The organism is Nostoc punctiforme PCC 73102, assembly GCF_000020025.1.
In the GTDB taxonomy this organism is placed as follows: domain Bacteria; phylum Cyanobacteriota; class Cyanobacteriia; order Cyanobacteriales; family Nostocaceae; genus Nostoc; species Nostoc punctiforme.
In genome coordinates, this window is the sequence record NC_010628.1 from 6,403,481 (window position 1) to 6,428,039 (window position 24,559).

Annotated in this window: 20 protein-coding genes and 1 pseudogene; 9 read left to right on the forward strand and 12 right to left on the reverse strand. The window is 43.0% G+C overall.

Annotation, left to right across the window (positions count from 1 at the left end; genetic code table 11):
• Window positions 1-12: 12 nt before the first annotated feature.
• The 3 genes from NPUN_RS26165 to NPUN_RS26175 all read right to left on the reverse strand — a co-directional run bounded on the left by NPUN_RS26165 (window position 13) and on the right by NPUN_RS26175 (window position 2,133).
• Window positions 13-375 carry a phage holin family protein gene (locus NPUN_RS26165; RefSeq protein ID WP_012411457.1) on the reverse strand — a complete coding sequence of 121 codons (363 nt, stop codon included), beginning with the start codon at window positions 373-375 and terminating at the stop codon, window positions 13-15.
• A 308-nt stretch (window positions 376-683) separates the two neighbouring features.
• Complete coding sequence (locus NPUN_RS26170; protein ID WP_012411458.1) at window positions 684-1,364, reverse strand: ExbD/TolR family protein; 681 nt, start codon at window positions 1,362-1,364, stop codon at window positions 684-686.
• Window positions 1,365-1,404: 40 nt separating this feature from the next.
• Complete coding sequence (locus NPUN_RS26175) at window positions 1,405-2,133, reverse strand: MotA/TolQ/ExbB proton channel family protein (protein ID WP_012411459.1); 729 nt, start codon at window positions 2,131-2,133, stop codon at window positions 1,405-1,407.
• A gap of 365 nt (window positions 2,134-2,498) precedes the next feature.
• Between NPUN_RS26175 and NPUN_RS26185 the strand changes: the two genes are divergently transcribed.
• Window positions 2,499-2,813 (forward strand): YkvA family protein, encoded by a 315-nt coding sequence (locus NPUN_RS26185; protein WP_012411460.1) that lies wholly within the window; start codon window positions 2,499-2,501, stop codon window positions 2,811-2,813.
• A 96-nt stretch (window positions 2,814-2,909) separates the two neighbouring features.
• Here the strand turns inward: NPUN_RS26185 and NPUN_RS26190 are convergent, their stop codons facing one another.
• The 4 genes from NPUN_RS26190 to NPUN_RS26205 form a co-directional block, all read right to left on the reverse strand.
• Complete coding sequence (locus NPUN_RS26190; protein WP_041565638.1) at window positions 2,910-3,272, reverse strand: GxxExxY protein; 363 nt, start codon at window positions 3,270-3,272, stop codon at window positions 2,910-2,912.
• Window positions 3,273-3,308: 36 nt separating this feature from the next.
• Window positions 3,309-6,515, reverse strand: a complete 3,207-nt coding sequence (locus tag NPUN_RS26195) for a glycoside hydrolase family 15 protein (protein ID WP_012411462.1) — start codon at window positions 6,513-6,515, stop codon at window positions 3,309-3,311.
• Window positions 6,516-6,948: 433 nt separating this feature from the next.
• On the reverse strand, window positions 6,949-7,290 hold the full coding sequence (locus NPUN_RS26200; protein ID WP_012411463.1) for a 4Fe-4S binding protein: 342 nt from the start codon (window positions 7,288-7,290) through the stop codon (window positions 6,949-6,951).
• A gap of 13 nt (window positions 7,291-7,303) precedes the next feature.
• Window positions 7,304-8,686 (reverse strand): FAD-binding protein, encoded by a 1,383-nt coding sequence (locus tag NPUN_RS26205; RefSeq protein ID WP_234710979.1) that lies wholly within the window; start codon window positions 8,684-8,686, stop codon window positions 7,304-7,306.
• Window positions 8,687-9,390: 704 nt separating this feature from the next.
• Between NPUN_RS26205 and mgtE the strand changes: the two genes are divergently transcribed.
• Window positions 9,391-10,743 carry a magnesium transporter gene (mgtE, locus tag NPUN_RS26210; RefSeq protein WP_012411465.1) on the forward strand — a complete coding sequence of 451 codons (1,353 nt, stop codon included), beginning with the start codon at window positions 9,391-9,393 and terminating at the stop codon, window positions 10,741-10,743.
• 102 nt (window positions 10,744-10,845) lie between these two features.
• The gene (locus NPUN_RS26215; protein ID WP_041566425.1) at window positions 10,846-11,874 is read left to right on the forward strand and encodes an aspartate carbamoyltransferase catalytic subunit; all 1,029 of its coding nucleotides are present in this window, start codon (window positions 10,846-10,848) and stop codon (window positions 11,872-11,874) included.
• A gap of 93 nt (window positions 11,875-11,967) precedes the next feature.
• Here NPUN_RS26215 and NPUN_RS26220 read toward each other — a convergent pair whose 3' ends face one another.
• On the reverse strand, window positions 11,968-13,731 hold the full coding sequence (locus NPUN_RS26220; protein WP_012411467.1) for a hypothetical protein: 1,764 nt from the start codon (window positions 13,729-13,731) through the stop codon (window positions 11,968-11,970).
• A 53-nt stretch (window positions 13,732-13,784) separates the two neighbouring features.
• On the opposite strand from NPUN_RS26220, the gene NPUN_RS42130 reads away from it, so the two are divergent.
• The 3 genes from NPUN_RS42130 (at window position 13,785) to NPUN_RS26230 (ending at window position 16,778) form a co-directional block, all read left to right on the forward strand.
• The gene (locus NPUN_RS42130) at window positions 13,785-13,937 is read left to right on the forward strand and encodes a hypothetical protein (protein WP_167315660.1); all 153 of its coding nucleotides are present in this window, start codon (window positions 13,785-13,787) and stop codon (window positions 13,935-13,937) included.
• Between the two features lie 443 nt (window positions 13,938-14,380).
• Window positions 14,381-15,607 carry a succinate--CoA ligase subunit beta gene (locus NPUN_RS26225; RefSeq protein WP_012411468.1) on the forward strand — a complete coding sequence of 409 codons (1,227 nt, stop codon included), beginning with the start codon at window positions 14,381-14,383 and terminating at the stop codon, window positions 15,605-15,607.
• 283 nt (window positions 15,608-15,890) lie between these two features.
• Window positions 15,891-16,778, forward strand: a complete 888-nt coding sequence (locus NPUN_RS26230; RefSeq protein WP_012411469.1) for a succinate--CoA ligase subunit alpha — start codon at window positions 15,891-15,893, stop codon at window positions 16,776-16,778.
• On the opposite strand, the gene NPUN_RS26235 is transcribed toward NPUN_RS26230, so the two are convergent.
• Window positions 16,779-17,972 (reverse strand): phosphotransferase, encoded by a 1,194-nt coding sequence (locus NPUN_RS26235; RefSeq protein ID WP_012411470.1) that lies wholly within the window; start codon window positions 17,970-17,972, stop codon window positions 16,779-16,781.
• Between the two features lie 119 nt (window positions 17,973-18,091).
• Entirely contained in the window at window positions 18,092-19,471 is a 1,380-nt protein-coding gene (locus NPUN_RS26240) for a DUF2252 domain-containing protein (protein ID WP_012411471.1), read from the reverse strand.
• A 303-nt stretch (window positions 19,472-19,774) separates the two neighbouring features.
• Between NPUN_RS26240 and NPUN_RS26245 the strand changes: the two genes are divergently transcribed.
• Window positions 19,775-20,455 (forward strand): RibD family protein, encoded by a 681-nt coding sequence (locus tag NPUN_RS26245; RefSeq protein ID WP_012411472.1) that lies wholly within the window; start codon window positions 19,775-19,777, stop codon window positions 20,453-20,455.
• Between the two features lie 94 nt (window positions 20,456-20,549).
• On the opposite strand, the gene psbA is transcribed toward NPUN_RS26245, so the two are convergent.
• Window positions 20,550-21,632, reverse strand: a complete 1,083-nt coding sequence (gene psbA / locus NPUN_RS26250) for a photosystem II q(b) protein (RefSeq protein ID WP_012408859.1) — start codon at window positions 21,630-21,632, stop codon at window positions 20,550-20,552.
• 437 nt (window positions 21,633-22,069) lie between these two features.
• Window positions 22,070-22,336, reverse strand: a pseudogene (locus NPUN_RS39460) (hypothetical protein); the annotation flags it as partial.
• 496 nt (window positions 22,337-22,832) lie between these two features.
• Between NPUN_RS39460 and NPUN_RS26255 the strand changes: the two are divergent.
• Both NPUN_RS26255 and NPUN_RS26260 read left to right on the forward strand, forming a co-directional pair.
• Window positions 22,833-23,348 carry a hypothetical protein gene (locus tag NPUN_RS26255; protein WP_234710980.1) on the forward strand — a complete coding sequence of 172 codons (516 nt, stop codon included), beginning with the start codon at window positions 22,833-22,835 and terminating at the stop codon, window positions 23,346-23,348.
• 625 nt (window positions 23,349-23,973) lie between these two features.
• Window positions 23,974-24,405 (forward strand): hypothetical protein, encoded by a 432-nt coding sequence (locus NPUN_RS26260; RefSeq protein WP_012411475.1) that lies wholly within the window; start codon window positions 23,974-23,976, stop codon window positions 24,403-24,405.
• Window positions 24,406-24,559 lie beyond the last annotated feature (154 nt).

A 24,559-nucleotide genomic window follows, 5' to 3' on the forward strand; every position in this document is an offset into this window, starting at 1 on the left:
TCGCTATTGATTTTAAACACCCAATAATTTGTAGATTAAGCTGTTAATTATAGTTAGCGTAAATGCTCCAATAACAGCACTCCAAATACCGTAACGTAAGCGGAAGCCCTCTACTAACCAAGCAGCAATACTAAAGCAAACTACGGCAATCATAAATGTGAAAATGCCGGATAGTAAATCCAATGTAAGTAAATTGGGGACTGCAAAAACAAGGCTTAAAATCGGTCTGACTATTGCCGTCACGATACCAAGCACTGCGGCAGAAAGAAAGGCTTTACCAGGAGTATCAATTTCAACTCCTAAAGGTAATTTACTAATGATCAACAGGCTGATAGCTGTTACTACCCAAACAATTAAAAGCGTAACGATATTCATGCCACAACCCCTGAAACGTGAATGGCAATTGGTGATAAATTACTTCAGTTTATCGGTGGAAAAATCTTTAAAGCTCAACCAATTATTTGTAAGTTAGCAGAAATTTGATTGCTAACCGAATTTTGTTTTAGATATCTTTAGGATTGAGAAAAAGCTTCGGGAGAGTGGGGAAGAAGCAGGGAAGCAGGGAGCAGAGGGGCAGGGGTATAAAGAAGAGACAAGAAAGAGGGGGGAGACAGGAGAGAGACTTGTTCAATAATTCCTCCTTGTCCCCCTGCTCCCCTGCCCAATCCCTCATACTCGCTATTTCATCTTTTAAGAGGTGGTTGGGTTTGTTTGGGTGCTACAGGGGCTTTGGATGCAGGTGGGTTGGAAATACCAGGATTGATAGGACTGATGCCTTGCCCGGTTGGAGGCTGACTTATACTAGGTAAGGGTACGGAGTTAGGTGCTAAGGGGAATTTAGGGGTAATATTCCCCTCGGGATTGATGCCTGGAACTGGTGCTATACCAGGATTGACTGGGAAAGAGGGGATATTAGGCTGATTGAGTGAGTTTGTGGGTGGTTGAGATGGGCCAGGAATAATTCCCAAAGAAACGCGATCGCCTCCTACTTGCCGTAGCAAATCCAATGTCTCAATCACATCATTATAAGTTGCTGTCCGCGAAGCATTTAGCACCACAACAGCACTGGGGTTTGCTTGGAGATACTGTTTTAGTCTAGCTCCCAAATCATCGCGTTTTACAGGCTGTTTTTCTATGTAAGTATTACCAACAGCATCGATAGTTACAATCAGACTTCCGCTCTGTGATGTTATTGCAGATACTGTACTTGGGCTGGCTTTGGGCAAATCAACATTTATTGCCTGTTGCCGTGTAAATTGTAAAGCCGCTAACAAAAAAAACGTCAGTATACAAAAAACGACATCAATTAAAGGGATGATTTGAATCTGGACTTCTTCAATTGGGGTATGTAGATTAACTTTCATTTTCTCAATTTAATCGCCTGCTTGGGGGTTTAATTCTTGACTAATTAGGTAAATTCGGGGGTTCAGGAGGTTCAGGCAACCTAGTCTTTCCTGGCTTGCGGGGTGGAGTGAAATTTTCCCGGACAATTGGTGATGTAATATTACTAAAATCAGGGGGGGACTGGCGGTAGAGTAATTCCATCTCATTCCCTGCCTTCCGAAAAACTTTGACTTGGTTAACTACAAAACTTTGAAATAGTCGATAAAATGCCAAGCTAATAATGGCAACTATTAACCCAGTTGCCGTACTAATTAAGGATTCACCAATACCAGTAGTCACTCCGGCGGTAGATTCAGTTCCCAAATCGCCAATCCGAATTGAGCGCAGAGACTGGATTAGACCCAGAACTGTACCCAACAATCCCAGCAGGGGCGCGAGGGCAATCACAGCCTCTAAAAGCTTTTCGCCGCGCCGCATTCCAGCCAATTCATCTTCTGCTGTAGCCTCAAGTGCTAGTCGAAAGGTTTCCACATCAGTTTTTGCAAAACGTAAAGGGGCATAGAGAAAACGCCCGACAGGTTGATGGCTTGCTTGTTTGGCAATGTCAGCAGCTGCTTGCCAATTATCTTGTGCAGCATCCAGAATGCGATCAACTATTTGCTTTTCCTGAGTCAAAATTCGCAACCAGAACCACAAACGCTCAAAAATCACACTCAAAGATAGAATCGACAGGACAAGTAAAGGCCACATCGCTGGCCCGCCCTTATAAAATAAATCTAAAATATCCACTGTTTAAGTTTCCTCCCTCCATGACTAGAGCAAATGTGCTAAGGCATTTTAATTCTAGAGATTAATGCAAAATGAGGGACTTCCAAAATATAAATTTCTCGAAAAGCTAAAAAGACACTCTAAGCATGGCGTATTTGACTTAGAGTGGTGGACAAACTTGCTGCTGGGTTGCCATAATCCCGAATTAATACAATCACTGTCTAATTTGTCAAACCCTTGCGGTATTAAACTCTTATGGATAATTACAAAATAGGTTTTTGATGACAGATTACGAGTAGCGTCTTCCAGACTAATTAGGGCGGTTATTCGCACCGGAAGTTTTTAGGATAATTTGTCAAAATTAAAGATAACTGGAGGTTCAAAATATGAAATTTTCAATCCAATCACTTTACACCTGGTATCGCGATGTGCTCCGTAACCCCAAGTACCGTTGGTGGGTTATTTTAGGAACGTTGGTCTATTTGGTCAGCCCATTTGATGTTCTCCCAGATTTTATACCCGTTGTGGGACAGATTGATGATGTTTTCCTTTTGACTCTGCTAGTTTCTGAGGTGTCTGGGCTAGTAATTGAGGGCTGGAAGGCTCGTAAGAGTGAGGTGGGTAATGAAGTGCCTAATACTACTGATGGTTCTACCTCTAGTGCAAGCACTATTGATGTTGATGCTGTTTCTGTTAAGTAGTTTTAATAAAACCCCTGCTTTTGGAATCTGAGGTGGGGGATATTTTTTTAACGCAAAGGGGCGCGGAGGGAAGCGCGGAGGTTCGCGGAGGGGGAGTTAGAGGTTGTTGGCTAAGCGTTTGATGCCTTCTTTGAGGTGGAGGACGTTGAAGTTGAGGAGAAGACCTAGTTTGCAGTTTGCTAGTTTGAGATAGGTTAGGAGTTGGACGGAGTGAATGGGGTGGAATAATTCTACAGATTTAATCTCTACAATTACTTTGTTTTCGACTATCAAATCTAATCGATAAACACATTCCAATTGCACATCTTGATAAACTAAGGGCAATGGAATTTGCTTACCAACATTCAACCCGGACTTCTTCAACTCATAATCCAAACACTCCTTATAAGCCGACTCTAATAAACCAGGCCCCAAAGCAGTATGCACCCTCATCGCACAACCAATAATCACCCCACTCAACTCATTCTCTGCGTTTCCCTTCGCGCCCCTCTGCGTTTAAAAATCCTTCACAAATTCCGTCAAGAACCTAAACGCCTTCAAAATATAACTAGCGCAATCTCTAGGAGAAGTATTGTAAAACGATCGCCATGCACTCGCCTTATCCTCATCATAGCGATCGCTGCGTTGACTATGGTTTTCTAACCACGCCAATCGCACTGCGTGTCCAATCAATACATCTAACACAATATATTCTTCGATTTGCAGCTTGGGATTATTAGCTGCGATCGCAGCTAATTCGATTAATGCTTCAATATTAACTTGGCGATATTCTGGAGCTTCGATTTTATTCAGCAAATGCTCAACTAACAGAGCAAAATTTCTTTCCCCTGCTGTCATCTCGGACAACATTATCTCACTATCTAAACGATTGCGGCGCTCTAGTTTATCCCCAATAACTAGACCCTTGCAATGTTGCATTAATAGCCAAACCTGCTTGAAAAAGTCTTTTGGTACGCGCCCAGTCGCACCCTCGGCTTGACGAAACCGCCGCCAACCACCTGGTGGAACTTCTATTCCTTCGGCGATTCCTGGTAACACCACCCAAGCAATATCACTTTCTTTTTGCTTGACGTGTAGTGATTCTTGTTGGCGTAACAGGTTACTCATGCCAGTATATCCAGTTAATACCTGACGCAAGCGCATTTTCACTTCAAAGGGTGAAAGTTGCATTAAGCGATCGTAAGCTTCATCTTGAGTGACATCCAATTTCTGCGCTAGTTCGCTGGTTATCAATAAGATGAGATAGCCGACTCTCAGCGTCAGCAGTCCCTGAAATAATTGGGGTTCTGAGCGAATTAAGATACCAAGATAGATTAAAATCTCTTGAGTTAGGACGCGATCGCGGATATCTTCACGACAAAAATGATTAATTTTATCGGCAATTTCATCGTGTGACATGGGTACAGTAATCAAGGACGCTTCACTGTAAGCTTTACCTACAGCAATTTGCTTACCCCTTACCAAAATACTCGTTACTGCATCTGATAGGCTGATATCAACCATTTGCCGTAATCCAGCAGCCCGACGCACTACTGCCCAAATGCCTAAATCTCCAGCTTTGGTGTAAACTTCATCAAGTAAATCGCCTACGGTGACAGGATATCCTGGGCCGCCATACCCTGTATCAAATTTCATTCCCTGCAAGCGAGTTAAAGTTTGCAATAACTCAATTTGCTCGTAGATATTCTCTGAAGCACGCAAAGAAGAAAGTAATAATCCGAAATTGGTTTCACACTCCATCTGAAATTCTTGAGTATGCCCTAAGCGCCAGTTTTTATCAGGATGATAAGCCAAATAATAGCAATGTGGGCTAGCATTTTTAACTGGCGATCGCGAGAATTCTGCATTGGGAAGAAAATCAATTCTTTGGATTCCAGCCGTCAGCATTAACTGATTTAGCCGCCCTAATTTCACTCGCACACCGTTACAAATACCATCTTTTAGTTCTTGCATCAATTCTAGTAATGCTTCCGAACCACTTTCTAACATGGTGTGCGTCAACATTAAAGTCAAGGTAGGACGACCTAAATCGCTCCAATATTTTTGGATGTAAGCTAGTTCGCTTCTAATTTGATCTAACAGAAAATGGTAATCAAGGGTTAAGTAAAATTGTTGAGAGTCTGAGAATGAAGGCAAAAATACAATTGTTTCACCACGAATCCGAAAGATTCTAGATGTTGTCAAACTCCGCAGCCGTCGAACTGGTCGCCCAGTTAAACCAAGTTTATCGTTACGTCCGATTTGGGTATAAATAGCTGAGAATTCTCCAGCTTTTCTCACCTGAATCGGTTCTACTTGAGTAGGCGTTTGCGCTTCTATTCCGTGAACTTCTAGTTTAGTTTGTAAATCTTCATCTTCTGCTAACAAGGCAATTTGTACCAATGCTTCGCGCTGTTTGCCCACACACAAATGTCTTCCCAAAGGATCGATATCACCAACCGCTAGTAACCCTTCACTCAACATTTCACCGAGAAAATATAAACTCTGCGCCCACACCAAAGGGACATTTTCATTGGGCAAACGTGGTTGCGTTTGGGGTGCTAACTTTTCTGCTTCTATGTTTTCGCCTGAGACATAATATAGTTCTGGCAGTAAACGCAAACCATCTTGTTCTATAAGTAATGATTCTAAAAGTTCTTGGTATTTTTTTACTTGTTCTTGCTCACCGCAAAATAATCCATCTAAAACTAAATAAGTGAAAAATAACGGCCATTCGCATTCAATATGCTCAAATTGCTTGAGTTCCCACGGTTCGTAGTGCAAGCGCTGATTATCTTCTAAAACCGTCTGGTGCCCATCCCGCAAAAAGCGTTTGCAGCCGTATTTACCTGCGAGTTTATTGATAATATCGTTTAAAGTGCGATCGCGTAACTCCAAATCTTCCACTGCAAAGGCAGGATAACTAATAATACTCAACAGCGCCGCATCAATTTCTTTGGAACCAGATTCCCTCGGTAATAGCGATTCTAAAGTAATCCGGGCGCGGGCGATTTCATCTGGTAGCACATGAATCACCGATGCTTGACTACCACGCACACCAAACAAATCCAGTCCGTTGATAGCTTCTAAAGCAGCTTTTGCCATACCTACGGAACTGGCATTTAACTCAGCATTACCACGATTAATTTTATTACCGCGTTCCCAAATGCCGTAATCCGGTGTGCGGTAAGCTCGTCCAATGTAGTAAACCAAATTTTGGACGAAATTGACTTCATCAATCGTATAAATTATTTGCAATCCTGCTGCGGTCATTTGCGCCAATATCAGCAAAAATATAGATGTGGCATCAAGTTGCAAATGTCCCCATTCATCATCACCAACAACAATGTCACCGGTTGCGGTATTATATTTGGCGTGCAGTCCATCGAGTAGCGACTGAGTATGTTTAAATGTCTCTACTTTATGAGCCTGTCGCATCATCGCAAATAACAACCCGCGCATCAGTTTGATGACACTGTGTTCTAGTTCATAAGTGCGTCCCTTATCGTCATCAATCTTGCGGTATGCAAGCCCTAAACCCCAAACTGCCAAAATACTATAAACATTGTCTCGCACCCAGGCATCTGTATAATCGCCGTGGGCTGTAATCGCTGTACTCGCAGGTAGTAAACCAGTAATCGGATTTTGCCGAGCCAGGATAATTGTCTTGATTTGCTGGTAGTAATAGTCCAGACGAGCTAGCAATTCGGTAGATGTTTTCATGATTTGGTTCAGAACTACTTGCAAAATTCGACCCTGTGACTGTGAACTAAACCAAGCCAGAACAAGTTTTGTAATCGGCGATGGGACAACAGCTAAGGGTGGTATGAGTTTCTTATTATCTCGTGTTAGTAGACCTCTGGGTACTGAATTTTAGTGATCGCAAACTAAAATACGATTTACTTAGGCTGTTTTATACTTAAAATGTTGAAGCTTATTACTGGGGGTCTTTTTGGGGCAGTGCGATCGTTAATCGCGTCGTAGAATTAGCTCAAAAACACGGTGTTAAACCAACACAAATTGCCCTATCTTGGCTATTGCACCAACAACGGTAGTTGGTGCTAGTAAGATAGAGCATCTAAAAAAGCAGTTATTGGTGTGACTTGCAGATTTTCGACTAATTGAGTCTGGTAGAAACCTCAATTAAACACCCAAATTAACTTTGGTAGGGGCGCGGCAGTTGGCGCAGTTGATGAGCAGTATCCAATTCACTATTGTTTTTTCTGCCATACCCCCAACCCAAGATGCGACGATATTCACCCATGATGCCACTTTCAATTAAATCATCCTCATTGACTGCAACATTGGTATGAGATTGGGGCGCAACATAGAGTGCATCCGCAGGACAATAAGCCTCACACATGAAACAAGTTTGACAGTCTTCTTGTCGAGCGATCGCAGGTGGTTGGTTAGGTACGGACTCAAAGACATTGGTAGGACATACTTGGACGCACACATTGCAATTGATACAGAGTTTATGGCTGACAAGCTCGATCATGATACTGCTCCTGCTACAACTTTGATACAGAGGGTGTGATTTGAGTGGTTGGTACTGGTGATGTAGCGATGGCGTTCTGCTCGTCGTAGGCGATCGCATCCGTTAGCCAATCACGCCTCACCCATAGACGATCTAAGCCGCCGGTTGCCTGATAATAACGCTGATTTGGATCGGTTTCGGGATAGTCCATGCGAATATGTTCGCTGCGGGTTTCCGTGCGATGTAAAGCACTAAAATATGCCCATCGCGCTACAGCCGTGAGAGCAGCCGCTCGCCGAGAAAATTCCACATCGCGCACTGTATCTTGTTTCGGGTTCGTCTTTACCTGCTGCCACAACGTTTCTAATTTGGCCAGGGAATCCAAAAGTCCTTGCTCACAGCGCAAGTAATTCTTCTCTAAGGGGAACATCTGCGCTTGTACACCGCGCATGATCGCTTCGCTATCGAATGTTTCAGATGTGGGAAACTGTGATGGGCTACGCAATCCGGCTTGACCAGCAGGATGCACCACCCGTTCATGAGCATGAGTGCCCAGACTTTTCGCAAAAGCTGCTGCACCAACTCCTGCCCATTGTCCTGTGGAGATTGCCCAGGCAGCATTGGGACCACCACCCCCAGAAGCTAAACCTGCTAAAAACTCCCGCGATGCAGCATCACCGGCGGCGTAGAGTCCAGGAACCTTTGTACCACAACTATCATTCACAATCCGAATTCCACCCGTACCACGGACTGTACCTTCTAAAATCAGTGTTACAGGTACTCGTTCTGTATAGGGGTCAATGCCAGCTTTTTTATAGGGTAAAAAAGATATGAAATGAGACTTTTCAATCACCGCCTTGACTTCAGGTGTAGCTCGATCCAAACGGGCATAAACGGAGCCTTTCAGGAGGGCATTGGGAAGAAACGATGGATCGCGACGACCATTGACATAGCCACCAAGATCGTTGCCTACTTCATCGCTGTAACTAGCCCAGCCAAAGGGAACACCTCTTGTCACCGTGGCATTAAAAGCGGTCGAGATGGCATAGTGATTAGAAGCTTCCATACTGGAGAGTTCACCGCCAGCTTCTACTGCCATTAGCATTCCATCACCTATATTTGTATTGCACCCTAATGCTTTACTCAAGAATGCACAACCACCATTAGCCAGGACTACTGCACCAGCGCGAACAGTATAGGTACGATGATTTTGTCTCTGCACACCTCTTGCTCCAGCCACTGAGCCGTCATCAGCCAATAAAAGCTCTAGAGCAGGACTTTGGTCAAGAATCTGAACCCCAACACGCAATAGGTTCTTACGAAGTACCCGCATATATTCAGGGCCATAATAACTCTGGCGCACAGATTCCCCATTTTCTTTGGGAAAACGATAGCCCCACTTTTCAACTAGAGGCAAACTGAGCCAAGTTTTTTCAATGACACGCTCGATCCAACGTAAGTTAGCTAGGTTTTTTCCTGCGCGATAACGCTCCCATAAAACTTTGTCCCAATTCTCTTCGGAATCGGGTTTGGGTTAAAGGTTTTTTCTTTCTCCTTTTACCCTTTTCCCCAAAACCCGAGAAGTATTGAAAGTGAAGTCTCTAAATGGATTTTTTTGTATATCCACCAGCATTTAATAGAATCTTTTCTTTGATTCGCCGTGCATTAATTACTGTATATCAGCCCTTATATAGAAATCCTATTTTATCCAAACAGAATTCTTCAATTTTGTCCAGGTAACTATGCATGAAGTTGCTTGATACAAAATACTATTTATTAATGTTGTAAATATTTTGACTCTGTGAATTTTGCGAGTAAATTCATTGATTGGCTTGACATAGCTTCTAGCAGTAGTAAAATCTACTTTAATTACACAAAAATTACCTAAAATTTAAGGCAATTAAATTAGTCATAAATATTACAGATGCTGAATGCTAATATTCAGTGTCTACCTGAGAGCGCGATTCCGGGTTAGGATGATGACTAGCAATGCCTTAATTTAGATATCGATATTGAATTGTTGAAATTTTATGGACCATAGTCCACCAGATGGCAGTATCAACCTCCTCTGAGCTGGCGAGGAAGTCTCCCAGCGCGGGGGAGACTTAGGAGATATATCTCATGCTCACACAAGATATTCGTGATTTGCTGACTGATACTACCGATTTAAACCAGTTGAAATGGGATTTAAATCGCTTGCAACCTGTGGATGTGGGAGATTACATTACACAATTGCCTGAGAAACAACGCGCGATCGCATTCCGTTTACTCAACAAAGCTCAGGCAATCGATGTATTTGAATATCTGCCTACAGAGGTGCAGGAAGAACTAATTAATTCTCTGCATGATGTCCAAGTAGTGCAACTTGTAGAAGCAATGAGTCCCGACGAACGGGCAGAATTGTTTGATGAATTACCTGCTGGGGTAATCAAACGGCTATTGCAAGAACTGAGTCCAGAACAAAGGCAAGCAACAGCAACGATTCTCGGCTATCCAGAAGGCACGGCTGGACGGGTGATGACAACCGAATATGTCCGGTTGCGGCAAGGATTGACTGTAGGTGAAGCCCTAAGTAAAATCCGCCGTCAGGATGAAGACAAAGAGTCGATTTACTACGCCTACGTTACTGATGACAACCGGACACTAGTGAGAGTAGTTTCACTGCGCCAGTTGCTGTTTACCTTTCCCGATGTTTTCATCAAGGATATTTCTAGCGATCGCGTCATCAAAGTTAGAACTGAAACTCCTCAAGAAGAAGTGGCGCGAATCATGCAGCGCTACGACTTAATCGCTATCCCGGTTGTTGATCGGGAAGACCGATTGGTTGGCATCGTCACCATTGATGATGTCATGGATATTTTGGAAGAGGAAGCCACAGAAGATATTCAAAAACTCGCGGGTGTGAGTGGTGATGAAGCGGCTTTATCCTCTCCCCTACTCACCATCCGCAACCGCTTGCCTTGGCTGTTGGGCATCATGGCTATGTATATTGGTGCAGCCAGTGCGATCGCGCCTTTTCAATCTGTAATTGCCGCAGTGCCAGTGCTAGCAGTAATCATGCCAATTTTTTCTAACACTGGTGGTACTGTCGGTATTCAATCATTAACGGTGACAATTCGCGGCTTGGGAGTGGGTGAGGTAACACCCAAAGACACTTTGAAAATTCTCCGCAAAGAACTTCTAGCTGGTTTAGGTACAGCCCTCGCTTTAGCCACAACGATGATCCTGCTTTCCTTAATTTGGGCGCGACCCCAAGAGCGATGGGTGGCTTTAATTGCCGGAATGGTAATGGCAACTAATACAATTGTGGCTGTTACACTCGGCACTTTACTGCCAATGGCTTTGAAACGACTGAAACTTGATCCTGCTTTGGTTAGTGGCCCGTTAGTGACTACAATGCTAGATACAATTGGATTTTTAACGTTCCTCAGCTTAATTTCTCTAGCTTTAAACGTTTTCCATTTACCAACTTGAAGGGATTGGGCATTGGGCATGGGGCATTGGGCATTGATTACTCCCTTATCTCCCCCAGTCCTTCAGTTCCAATCACCAGTCTCCAGTCCCCAGTCCCAAAATATGCCTACTACCACCTGGAATCGTCATCACATTCTTTCCCTAGCCGACTTCACTACCACTGAATACGATACTGTTTTGCAAACTGCTGCCAGTTTTCAAGAGGTGCTATCGCGGCGGACGAAGAAAGTGCCAACCTTGCAGGGACAGGTAGTGGCGAATTTATTTTTTGAATCTTCTACCCGGACTCGCAGCAGTTTTGAACTCGCGGCGAAACGTTTAAGTGCGGATACGCTAAATTTTGCCGCCGCTACATCTTCGATGACTAAGGGAGAAACAATTCTCGACACGGCGAAGACTTATTTGGCAATGGGAACTGATATTATGGTAGTCCGCCATCGAGAGGCAGGAGTACCAAATGCGATCGCGGCTGAAATGGATCGTTTAGGTGTACGAGTTAGTGTCCTGAATGCTGGTGATGGTCAACATGAGCATCCTTCCCAAGCACTGCTAGATTTATTTACCATTTGTACTCTAATTGACCCAGCTAGTCCCCGACTGGAACTTTTAAAGGGGAAAAAGATTGCCATTGTTGGAGATATTCTTCATTCTCGCGTGGCGCGATCAAATATTTGGAGTTTAATCGCCAGTGGAGCCGAAGTCCATCTGGCAGCACCACCAACCCTCTTACCCAAATTATTTGCCGAGTACATCTCTGAAGAGTTAGGGGTCAGAAGTCAGGAGTTATCCTCCCACTTCCCCACTCCGCCACTTTTTCTACATTGGCAGCTAGAACCAGCTTTACAAGATGCCGACTTTGTGATGACTCTGCGCCTACAAAAAGAGCGTATGACAGCTCATTTATTGCCAAGTTTGCGAGAATATCATCAGCTATTTGGCATTACACGTACAGAATTGCAACTTTGTAAACCTAATGTTAAAGTTTTGCATCCAGGCCCCGTTAACCGTGGTGTTGAAATTAGTTCTGAATTGATGGATGATCCAGAATTTAGTCTTATTCAATCGCAAGTTACTAGCGGTATCGCTGTTCGCATGGCGCTACTATATTTGTTAGGTAGCGGCAAAGCTTAATCCTGACAATACATTTTCACCTGATAATTGGCAGATTTTACACTTCTGTATTCTATCCAGTTCCGATATATTTCTAACTCCTAAGTTTCTTACTCATCCGCCCAAAGTCCGAGTATAAATTACCTGACCTTGAGAATCATAAAGGATAAGGGACAGGTTGGCATTATCACTAATTACAGCTAGAGCTTCTCGTAAGATTTGCAAGTGATTGGTAACATCAACAGCAGTACTAGAATTCTCAGAATAAGGATTAGCCAAGTTCTTTTGTCTTACTTGGTCATACTCAGAAGTTAAACGGACAATAATTCCTGCATTGTCTATGTTAAAGGTACAAATCTGAATTTCATTAATACAGGTTTTATCCAAGTCAGTGCGAGTTTGTTGCAAACTACTAACAACTTGTACTTTTTCTTGTGCTTGTTTGAGAGCTGTTGAATAGGGTTCGATGAGGGACTGAGCTTGAGTGTAGTACAAGCTATCTTGGGAAATTTTTTTAACAGTTTGCAAAGCCTGCTCCCAGTATGTCGCGGCTGCTTGCCATTGGTTTTGTTGCTGATAAAGCTTGGCTTGCTTGGCGGTGCTAAGAACTTGTTGGTAGGTTTTTACAGCTAATTGTTCCTTCGTTGTGCGATCGCGTGCCGCCATCAGTTTAGGTTTATAATCTACCAACAGCTTTTCAGCTTCTTGGTATTTAGGGCTAGTTAAGGGAATACTATTCAAAGCATTAATCGCTACCAGCCAAGTAGACCGCACCTTCTGCCAATCATTCAAAGATTTAGCAGTACCTTCTTGCTTTTCGGCAGCACTAGCTACAGCTTTTGCTGCTGTTAGTTTTTTTAGCCATTTTTCCTCAGTAAATATCTGCTGATTTATAGCGTGCAAACGAACTCGATAATTAATCAATTTCCCTTGTACTAGCCCATAGAGTTCACTGTCGGAACTTATAGTTTCTAGTGGTGCTATAGCCTGTCGCCATAAATGCTGCCTAGCTTGTAATTCCTCTAGACTATGTGCAGGAGTTTGAACTTGTTGCGTCGCCAAAGATGCCGTCTGTAAAGCCTTGACTACCTGGTTGATTTTTTCTGATCGTCCAGACAAACTTGCTTTTAGTTCTTCTGACACCTGGGAACGAGGCGACCAACTAGGAATTACATTCAAGGCTGTACTAGCTGCCGCAAGTTGCTGTTGTACGGCTACTAATTCTTGTTCAGACTTGGCACGGCGGATCAGTTGTGGAGATTTTGTTTTTAATCGCTCGGCATTTTGTATTTCTTTACACTCCGACATAACACAAGGGCGAGTCAAAAAGTAAGCACCACTACTTAAGATGACAATTCCTACCAAGGCTACACCCAGCAGCATGGGTTTGATTGCGAATGCTTTTGAAGTCGGCAAATTCGGCGCATCTGCAAACGGGTCAAACAGTTCCTCTTCTTCTGTCTCATCAAGTGATGGAGAATAAGTCAAAGCAGATGAAGAAATAGGATAAAAGTATTGCCCCTCTGCTCCCCCTGCCTCTCCTGCTCCCCCTACTTCCTCATCTCCCCATCCCCTCGTCTGCTTCAGGGGTAGAAAACATTTGGCATAAGGGAGTTGTTCACCAGAAACTCTGAGAAAACATTGCACTCGCTGCTCTCTATGGGGTGCTAGAGACTGAAGTACTTCCTCAATGACTGCAAAGATTATCTGAGCGTCAGCTATTACATCTGATTCATGTTGCGTTAAAATCATTAGCCCGTCTTTATTGACGGCACACTTAACCTCGAAGACTTCAGCCGATGAGACTTCTACAAGCAATTGTTCCTGCAAAGTCTTGGCTAAAAGCTGTAAATCTTCGTGCTGGACTGCTACTTTCATAGAGCTTTCCCGCTTAACTTCTATATTGTTTTGATTATTTTTAAGAGGATGAAATGAACTTTTTAGTTTTGTTGAATGCAAATGCACAGTTTAACCAACCACAGCCTGAAAATCTGAACGACCAACTTTCTAACACAAATTCTGACTTTTCACCAAAAATTAAAAAAGTAATTATTGTTCGCGGCGCTACATTTTCACACTACTAGATACAAAATTAAATGATCTGTCTTCAGATATAAATTACAAATAAAAAATGGGAATAATAGGGTTTTTGAGTATTTTCACTGCATTATTTTGCGACAGTTAAATTTAAAGTAGCTACTACTCTGTACATTTTTAGTTGCAGAGCAGTTGTGAAAATTTTATCCAAAGGTTAAGGAAACAGTGCTAAGTCAGAGGGTTTTGACAGAAATGGTAGTTATCTTCTATGCTGGAAAACTTACTGAGGAGATTAATTACGTGTTGTGGCTCTGGCACAAACAGGTTAGCTATCAAAATTAATATGCCTCATTTGCTGGATTCGATAAAATTGATCCGTGAAAAAGAAATTTTTATAGCTGCCAAAAACTTAATTTTTAAATAAAAGTGCTGCAAAATATTAAAACAGCACTCACTAAAAGCTTGGAAAGTGTCAATACAAGGTGTATCAATGGATTTATTAGAGTATCAAGTTAAAGAATGGTTTGGGAAGATAGGCATTCCGGTCTTGCCCTCCCAACGGATTGACCATCCTACAGATTTGAAACGTTTAAAAATTCGCTTTCCGATTGTACTGAAATCTCAAGTACATGGAGCAGAGCGGGCAAAAGCGGGTGGAGTCAGGTTTGCCGAAACGACAATTGATGCGATCGCAGCTGCTCAAAATATTTTTAGTCTACCAATATGGGGCGAATTGCCAGAAGTGGTGCTGGCAGAATCCCAATACGACGCGAACCAAGAATTTTATTTAGCGGTAGTGTTAGATACTGCTGTCTGCCGACCAGTACTTTTAGGTTGTAAAGAAGCAGACATCGATTGGGAATCTGCTGGGGAAAAAATGCATCATGTTGTTGTGGAACAGGAATTTTCACCATTTTATGCCCGAAGACTGGCTTTGAAAATGGGTTTACAAGGGACGCTGATGCAGTCGGTAAGCAGCGTTTTGGAGAAGATGTACCATTTATTTGTGCAAAAAGACCTGGATTTAGTCGAAATAAATCCCTTGGCAGTTAGTGCTAATGGTCAAGTTATGGCTCTCAATGGTAAAGTCAGGATCAATGAACGGGCAATCAAGCGTCATCCAGACCTAGCTGAGATGGCAGCAAAAATTATCAGCCGTCATACCAGTACTGAAATTAATGGTATTTTAGGTGACTGGGATGGTGTGAAAATGCACGGTAAAATCGGTATTTTAGGTAATGGGACTGGTTCAGTGATGGCAACTTTGGATTTAGTCGCCAATGCTGGTGGCAATCCAGGTGTTTGTTTAAATCTACGTCATGCTTTCCTCACAGATACGACACCAACTACCTTCCGCGATCGCCTAGAGACAGGTCTGAAAATCCTGGAAGCTGACAAAGGCATTCAAGTAATACTAATAAACTTCCTGGGTAGCATTCCTCAAACAGAGGAAGTGGTTAAAGTTATAGCCAGAGTTGTACAGCAAGACAACAGCGAACTTGAATCACAAGTTGTACGTTCTAATGGTAGTAAAAGTCGTCAAGTACAGAATTTTACACCCTTAGTTATCCGTCTTGCTGGTTCTGAATTTAATGCTGCTAGAAAATATCTAGCAACACTAAAAACCCACAGCGATGCGCTACTCGTGGTAGAAAATTTAGATGAGGCAGTGGCGGCAGCAGTTCGTCTTGCTAAACCAACTGCTAATAAAAAGTAGTGACTGTGATTTTGCTCCAAATCAAAAATTATTAATTTTTACCACGTAAATATATTGTTGGGAATTGGGCATTAGGCATTGGGCATAGAGAAGAGACAAGGGAGACAAGGAAGAGGGGGGAGACAAGAGAGAGACTTGTTCAATAATTCCCCCTTGTCCCCCTTGTCCCCCTTGTCTTCCTTGTCTTCCTGCCTCCCCTGCTCCCCCTGCTCCCTGCTCCCTACCCCCTATCCCTCACCTAGTGGCTTAATTCACTGGGTTGTCAAACTTACGGTAATTTTTTATGAACCTAACGCCAGAAAGTAAAGTACTAATTCAAGGCTTTTGTGAATTTATATCAGGCACTCATGTTGCTCAAATGCAAGCTTATGGTACGAATTTGGTAGCAGGTGTCAATCCGGGATGTGGCGGACAGGAACTACATGGACTGCCAGTATTTGACTTAGTAGAGGAGGTAATAGAACAATTTGGGGTAATTGACACAACGATTATCTGTGTAGATCCTTACGACGTGCTAGATGCTGCATTAGAAGCGATCGCATCTCATATTAGCCAGATCATTATTATCACTGCCGGCGTGCCACCTTTGGATATGGTGCAATTACTCCGCAAAGCCGAAGCCTGTGAAACTTTGGTAATCGGGCCTAACAGTCCGGGGATCATTGTGCCGGGAAAAATTCTTTTAGGCACTCAACCTAGTGAGTTTTATACTCCTGGGGTAGTGGGAATCGTTAGTCGTAGCAGTACTCTCACCTACGAAGTTGCTTACGAATTAACAAAAGCAGGTTTGGGGCAGTCGATTAGTGTCAGTATTGGTAGTGATGCGATCGTTGGTTCCTCCTTTCTCCAATGGTTGCAAATTCTGGATGAGGATGAAACTACAGAGGCGATCGTTTTAGTCGGTCAACCAGGTGGTGGTAGTGAAGAAGCAGCAGCCCGGTATATTGCTGAGGCAATTGATAAACCAGTAATTGCCTACATTGCAGGTAGACAAGCGCCACCAGGAAAAAGTTGGCGGCAAACAGGGACTTTAGCAACGGTTATCGGACGCGATCCTAACTTTGGCACAGCCCAAAGTAAATTAGCTGCTTTAAAAGAAGCAGAAGTTCCAGTAGCTGAACGCCCTTCTCAGATTCCAGAATTATTGAGAAAGGAAATTAAAATTAATTAATTAATTAATTACAAAAAGCGAAGGAAGCAATAATCTGGCTTCGTCTGCCAATTCTAATCCATGAGTAATAGCGATCGCTCTTGATGTGATAATCTCGTCAAAAGTTCGCCCAAAGCGCTGCTCAAGCCAGCTATGACGAGATTCGTTTTGCACTAGCTTTAACAGCCTCCCTGCGATTAGACCAAAATGAAGTGCCGCTAAAGCAGCATAAGTAAAGCGCACAATACGTTCATCTCCATTCCACCCAGCAGAACGTAACCCCGTTAAGTAACCCTCAAGCACAAGTTTTTCCAAGGGTATCAGTGATGAACCATTGACGAACAATAAGAAAACGCTGTCCAGCACCAAATTTATAATGTCTTCTCCCAGAACACCATAGCCAACAAAAGACCAATCGATGAGAACAGTCTGGTCATTGCCATCTGGGTTATGTCGAGAAAACAAGTTGTTGGGCGTAATATCAAAGTGGCAGAGTGTATGGGGTGCTTTGTCCACAGCATCGAGGAGGATATGGCGATCGCTCCACAAGTCCATCACGCGATCGCCGATATCTGGGGAAAATATCTCTTTTAGCAGAGGGTGCTGCCATACAGCAGGTTCTCGCCACGCTTCTAATGCAGTATTATCGATATTTGACACCCATGCTCGATGCCAGCCACGACTCAGCCAAGGCTCATAAGGCAATGATTGTGCCATTACATAGCTTCCTTGTAAATAACCAAGGTGACGAGCCGCTAAACCAAAGCGCTCCATAGTCCAAGTGCTACCAGAACTACCCTGAATATCCTCCAGCCACAGCCAGACGACATTAGCAGATGGCTCTGTAATCCCGAAGCAACGGGGGGCTACTAAGTCGCCAGTCAGATTATCGAGCATTCCTGATGTATATATCAACGCCTCACGTTGCCAGTAATTCCAGTGTGTGGGGTCTTGAGAAGAATTGAAAATAGAGCCAGCATTTTCTGGTTGTAAGTGCAAAATTTTCAGAATTACCGACCAAGATAATTGTTCGCTGCCATTGTTAGCAATACCAGTAATGCGCTGCAAACCGGCTGTAACGTTATTAATAATATGGTGGGCGATCGCTTCGGAGTGCCATTCGCCCAGAGTGGCAGTTTTACTGTCGAGTATATGACAGACAACGATCGTTAATGTCGCCTCATCAATTAGCGGATGCGCGGTAGGTAAATTCATTGAATCAATGCTTTCTAAAATTTCAACGTCTGACTGGAGCTAGGATAAGAAAGAATTGTTAAACAAATTTCTTTCTTGTCTTACCCATGAAGACAATCTTTGAATCCTGAATTAACGTTCTAGTAAAGTGTCACTCCTTGGTTATAAGCATTGACAAAACTCGTGTAGTCGTACTCGACTTGAGTTGCATAGTCCACCGCAAAGTTAACAATTTCGTCTTTAAATAGACCCTTGTTACCGCCCACAATATCAGTCACCTCTTTGTCAACACTCACAGAAACGATCGCAGCATCGTAGTCTTTATCTGAGATTGCATGGTTCTTGGCAACGACTTTTCCCGCATATCCCATTGCATCCATGAATTTTGACTTAGTGGTTAGCAACGTATAGTCAAAGTCTACTTGGTAGGGTGATTTTTCATGCAGCATAAAGGGGATGCTATTGACCGTAGTGTAGCCAACCAAGGGATCGGTATTGGAGAGCATTGCTTTTGCGGCGATTGTTACCCGCGCCCCTTCTTGGTTTCCGTAAACTGAAGTTGGTAGCAGACCTGGAACTGCCATCGCAACAGCGCTACTGCCTTCCTGCTTCATCTCCAAAATGCGATCGTCGTCAGTTGCTGAACTTGGGCCTTCAATCAGCAAGTAATATCGGTACTTACCAAGACTACCAGTACCTGAACCTAACTTGAGGCGAATATCCTTGAGTGTGTAGTAACTATTGTTGTAGCGCTTACTGCTAGAAATTGAGGCGATGTAGCTGCTCATAGCTCCAGCAATGTCTGAATAGGTGCTGCTGGATACAGGCTGAAGTTCTGAAGTTGTCTGAAAAACTCGATTGTTACTGTTATTTAACTGTGTGTACTTACTTAGCAAGCTAGAACGGCTGTTATCTGATGCCTTTTGAATCAAATCTTTGACTACACCGTTTGTATTGCCAGATTCCAAACGGTATGAAAGTTCGTCGTTGGTTCCTTTAAAGTCACTCATCTTATTCAGGTAAGTATCCAAGAAATTCCGAACAATATCTTGAGCATCACTTGAGTTAAGACCGTTCTCTTTAGCTGCCAACAAGATAGAGACTGCCATTCGTCGCAAATCCCAAACGTAGGGGCCAAGATAGCCTTCATCAAAATCGGTGGTGTCAAAAACGTTGTTGTCGTTGCTATCTCTTATCCCTCCAAGATTTTGCAAATGCATATCTCCCTCTAACCAGATAGCTGAGGTTGAAGAATTCACAAATCCTGAACTTGGCAAGGTCTGCATATCACGATAAAAAATGTGATCTGTCCCCCGATAAAAGGTGAAAGGGCTAGCCTTCATCTTTTGCATTTTTGTTGCCAGTTCTTGAGGCAATTGAGAAGCAAAGGGATGATTGTATTGATAAATTTCATTCTCCACCCAAGTTGAACGGACAGTTGCAGCTTGACTTGGAGATATAAACCCCAAAATTAAAATTAAGACAAATACAATTGCAGATATAGATATGTATTTTGGCATGACTGTCTCTTAAATGTAAAAAAATTGGGCGTTGCTGAATTGAAGTATGAGTCAGGATGTAGAGACGTAGCACTGCTACGTCTCTACAAGGATTTTAGTATTATGCAAAATCATTTTTATACATGGAATCAGCAACACCAAAATTGACTTTTGTTAGACTCTTGTATAGAGACAATCATCCAACCACAATTCTTTTAGCACCTGGAGCCATAGCTTAGAAAGCGATCTAAAGCACAATGCAACAAGTATTCATAGTAAAGAATTCAAAAAGGTAAAATTATAAAGAACCGTCAGAATGTAATCATGTCAGCTATCCAAACAACTGTGGTTCTTGCCATGACGGCCGATGGAAAAATTAGCGCCGTAGATCCTAAAGCGCCTCGTGATGCCGATCCAGTTGATCAAGCACACTTAGAGTATCAAGCTTCCTTTGCCGATTTAGTCTTGGTAGGAGCAGGGACGATTCGGGCTGAGGGAGGAACTTATACAATTCGCAATCCTGAACTTTTAGCAGCACGTAAGGTTCGAGGTCAGTCTCCCCAGCCTATTACCTGCGTTGTCTCAGGTTCCCTAGACCTATCGCTGGACTTGCCTTTTTTAAGCCAAGACATTGAGCGATGGATATTTACAACACGGACTGGTTTAAAGCGTAATTCTGATGCAACAAGCTTGCAAAAGCTAGCTGAATTAATCGATTTGGGAGAGACAGACCTAGACTGGGATCGGGCCTACAGCTTGATGGCAGAACGGGGTATTCACAAAGTCATTGTTTTGGGAGGCGGCGCTTTAACAGCTGCTTTATTAAAGGCAGGGCGAATTAACGATTGGTGGTTGACAATTTGGCCTATCATTTATGGAGGAAAGCACGCCCCTAGCCCAGTAGAGGGAGAGGGTTTTCTTCCCCAAGCTGCTCCTCATCTCCAACTCGTCGAAACTCGTCAGGTTGGAAGTCAGTTGTTTTTAAACTACCGCATACTCAACTGAGAATGCGCTGCCAGAATTAAGCGTTATTATCGTTGATAATAAAAAGCGCCCTCCCAAAAGGGAGAGCGCTTTTTGATTTAACTAAACTTCAGAATTAACCGTTGATAGCAGGAGCAGAAAGAGCAACAGGAGCAGATTGTGCAGATGCCAAATCTAGAGGGAAGTTGTGAGCGTTACGCTCGTGCATTACTTCCATACCGAGGTTAGCGCGGTTGATTACATCCGCCCAAGTTGCAATCACACGACCTTCAGAGTCAATGATTGATTGGTTGAAGTTGAAACCGTTCAAGTTGAACGCCATTGTGCTTACACCCAAGGCGGTGAACCAGATGCCGATTACAGGCCATGCTGCGAGGAAGAAGTGCAGTGAACGGCTGTTGTTGAAGGAAGCGTATTGGAAGATTAGACGACCGAAGTAGCCGTGAGCTGCAACGATATTGTAGGTTTCTTCTTCTTGACCGAATTTGTAACCGTAGTTAAGGGACTCGGTTTCGGTGGTTTCACGAACTAGTGAAGATGTTACAAGAGATCCGTGCATTGCAGAGAACAAGCTTCCGCCGAATACACCAGCTACACCTAGTTGGTGGAAGGGGTGCATCAAGATGTTGTGTTCTGCTTGGAACACGATCATGAAGTTGAATGTTCCTGAGATACCTAAAGGCATACCATCAGAGAAAGAACCTTGTCCGATGGGGTATACCAAGAATACTGCGGTTGCTGCTGCAACAGGTGCAGAATATGCGATCGCAATCCAAGGACGCATACCTAAGCGGTAGGATAGTTCCCATTCACGACCTAAGTAGCAGAATACGCCAATCAAGAAGTGGAAAATTACCAATTGGTAAGGACCGCCGTTGTACAACCACTCATCTAAGGATGCTGCTTCCCAAATTGGGTAGAAGTGCAAGCCGATGGCGTTGGAGGAAGGTACTACTGCACCGGAGATGATGTTGTTTCCGTAGATCAAGGAACCTGCAACTGGTTCGCGGATACCGTCGATGTCAACGGGAGGTGCGGCGATGAAGGCGATTACGAAGCAAGCGGTTGCGGCTAGCAGGGTGGGGATCATGACTACGCCGAACCAGCCGATGTAGATGCGGTTGTTGGTGCTGGTGATCCACTCACAGAATCGATCCCATACGTTGGCGCTTGAGCGCTGTTGTAAGGTTGTTGTCATTGTTTTATAAATGCGATTATTTGCGGATGAATTAGGTAGGTTTGACTACCTGTTACACATCTTAAAGAAATTATTGCGTTTTGTAAAGTAGTTTCAGAAAAAACTTTCTCCTAGAATTAGGACTAATGCAAAATTTACGTAATTACGTCATTACAGCCGATAGCAACGTAATCACCTAAAACTCTGGCATTGCTTCCCTACACTACATTTAGGTCGCAATGACAAATTTTGCTTGCGTAAGTCCTGAGAATTTACGCGCCCTGCGTGGAAAATCCCTAACTCACTGAAAAAAGGGAGGCTCTGCGTAATCAACAGTAACCATGAGAGCAATATCTACGATGGGCTACTCTATGCATTTTTATCATTTAGGTAAGTTGCCCCAAAACTTTCACACTTCCCCCTGGAACTGAATCTTGGTGATAAATAGAAGAAATTTACTACCGATTAGCTATCAACCATTCTTCACGAATAGTTGACGGTAGGGGCGGGCGCAAGCAGAGATAAAAAAGTGGACCAAGTAATGGAACAAATGCTACTAGCCAAAACACCTGGGGATTATTCCAGTGGCGACGAGCGATATCATCGTCAAGGATTGTGGGGAATAAAAGACAAAAAAGGCAAAATGCCAAGCTCATACCATTAATAAAGCGATCGCTTTGGAACTGCTGCACAAAATCTCTCCAGTCAACGAAGGCAAACGCATAGGACTTATTAAAGGAGGATGGAAGAATCTTCGGGGCAAAATATCACTAAGACCAATGGTATTGACCCATAGCTAGATTTTATAGCCGTTTTCAGCTTTGTGGAATATGGTATTAGCTTGCAGTTATGCGCCCTCAGAAAAGATTGCATCCAGACAATAAGTGCGATCGCACTGGGATTCAAATCGTTGCCCACAGCATATTATCCATAAATATGCACTTAAGATTTAGCAAAGATATAGCATAGGCGTTTATGAGAATTTCTGACGAATTATGAAGCGGTGCTTACAGAGAATTATGGTTTTGAAAGCAGTCTAAAGCCTTACCTCTAGCGCTTTCTAAATTTGATTTTCCAAAATCCAATATTTAGTAATCATTGCCACAACTCTCATACAGGCATTAAGGTGACATAACCCTTGCTGTAACTCATATTTATTAGGCTTTTTTTGCTGTTATTGAGCTCCGCGCTACCAATTTCATCTATTAGTTTTTTTAATTTATGACCTCTGGGATTTTAGAAAAATTCAGTATTATTGCTGAGAGAATTCTGGTAGTCAATGGTTATATTGAAAACGTAAAGAGAAACAACACGAGGAGTTTGTTAATCATGAAAATTTCTGCGATCGTTAAAGGAAGCATCTGCTTGTTGGGTTTGGTTGGCGTTGGTAATATCCTGGCAGCACCAGCAAGTGCAGATCAAGCTGCTGCTCGGGGTGCGGTTACAATAGTTAGACCATCAGGTTCTTCTATCAGTGTCAGTGGTGAGGTCGTTGCAGCTCCAGGTACAGACTTTACCGCAGTTGCCGTTGTCGTTGATGGTGGTGCTAGTCAAGGTACAAACGCAGAAACTGTCACAGGCATCACAGTAACCCCAGTTACTGGAACATCTAGTACGACACCTCCCACCACAATTGAAGGAGCTATTGCAGCACAGATTGCTGCCGGTACTTTTTCAGCTGTTGAAGATTTATCAGCTCTTATCAGAGCAGCTAGTGCTAATGGCGGTCTAGAGTAGATTGAATTTTGCCTCGTAAGTACTTACAAAATTTTTAACAACTGAACAAAACAGTTGAATAAATCAATAGATCATGGGGGAGAGAAATAGCAATGCTATATCTCTTCCCTATATTTATTTTGTGGCTCAGATTCCCGGCTTCTTCAAGAAGTCGGGAATCTCGTTGTAAGGGTCTTTCGTAGGGGCGTACAGCTAGCTGTGCGCCCCTACTGGAAATGCCCATTGGAAAGTCGAACCTCCATTATTAGCGGCAGCAGCCCAATTAAGAGCATTTCCTTCTTAGACCTGAAAACGAGATTTTGAAGCAAATGGAATGAAAGCGTTAGTGAATTGCCATGCTAAAGCACTGCTCATCATCCCTTTACATAACTCTAATGATATCAATATAAACCCTGAAACTCTCACTGAATAATGAATAGAGAGCTTGCGTAAAAATACGAAGCCTCAAAATGTCCAGCTTTAACAAAACCCCTCATAACAAAGGTTTTATATTTTTCTATATTGAAAAAATAAAAGCGAGAAAAAAAGGTTCTATCTCGATTTCTGCTCGGCAATGCATATTCTGCAATGCCAAGCAAAATCTGGGAACGAGCTTAAGGCGAAAAACATGAGGGGTTTATACAACATGAATAGTTTATCTAATAAATTATCTATAGTTCTTCGGGGAAGTATCTGCTTATTAGGTTTAGTGAGTGTGGGAAATTTTTTAGCCGCGCCAGCAAATGCACAACAAGCCACTGCTCGTGGTGCTGTTACTCTGATTAGACCTTCTGGTACTTTTCTCAGTGTGACTGGGGAGTTAATTTTACCTTCCGGCTCAGACTATAGCGCAGGCATCAAAATTGCACCAACTTATGGAGGTATAGCAGGCTCAAATGAGGAAACCATCACTAGCCTGACTATAACCCCAGGAGTAGTTAAAACTACTACACTCTCTAGCCCAAACTCATTGATTGATGCAGTAACAACTTCGCTAAATAATAGTGTTTCCATTGAAGATACAATAACTATAATCCGAGCGGGTAGTGGTATTAATAGCTTAGGTGCTTTAGATTAGACTGATTTTTAAAATCGAAAAACTTAGTTCCCCAACTTTTCAAAAAAGTCGGGGAGGTTCTACATATTTGTAACAGTGGTAGGGTGTGTTATGCCGTTAGGCTAACGCACCGTTTTTATAATCTATTGCGGCGCATTAGGCTAATGCCATAACG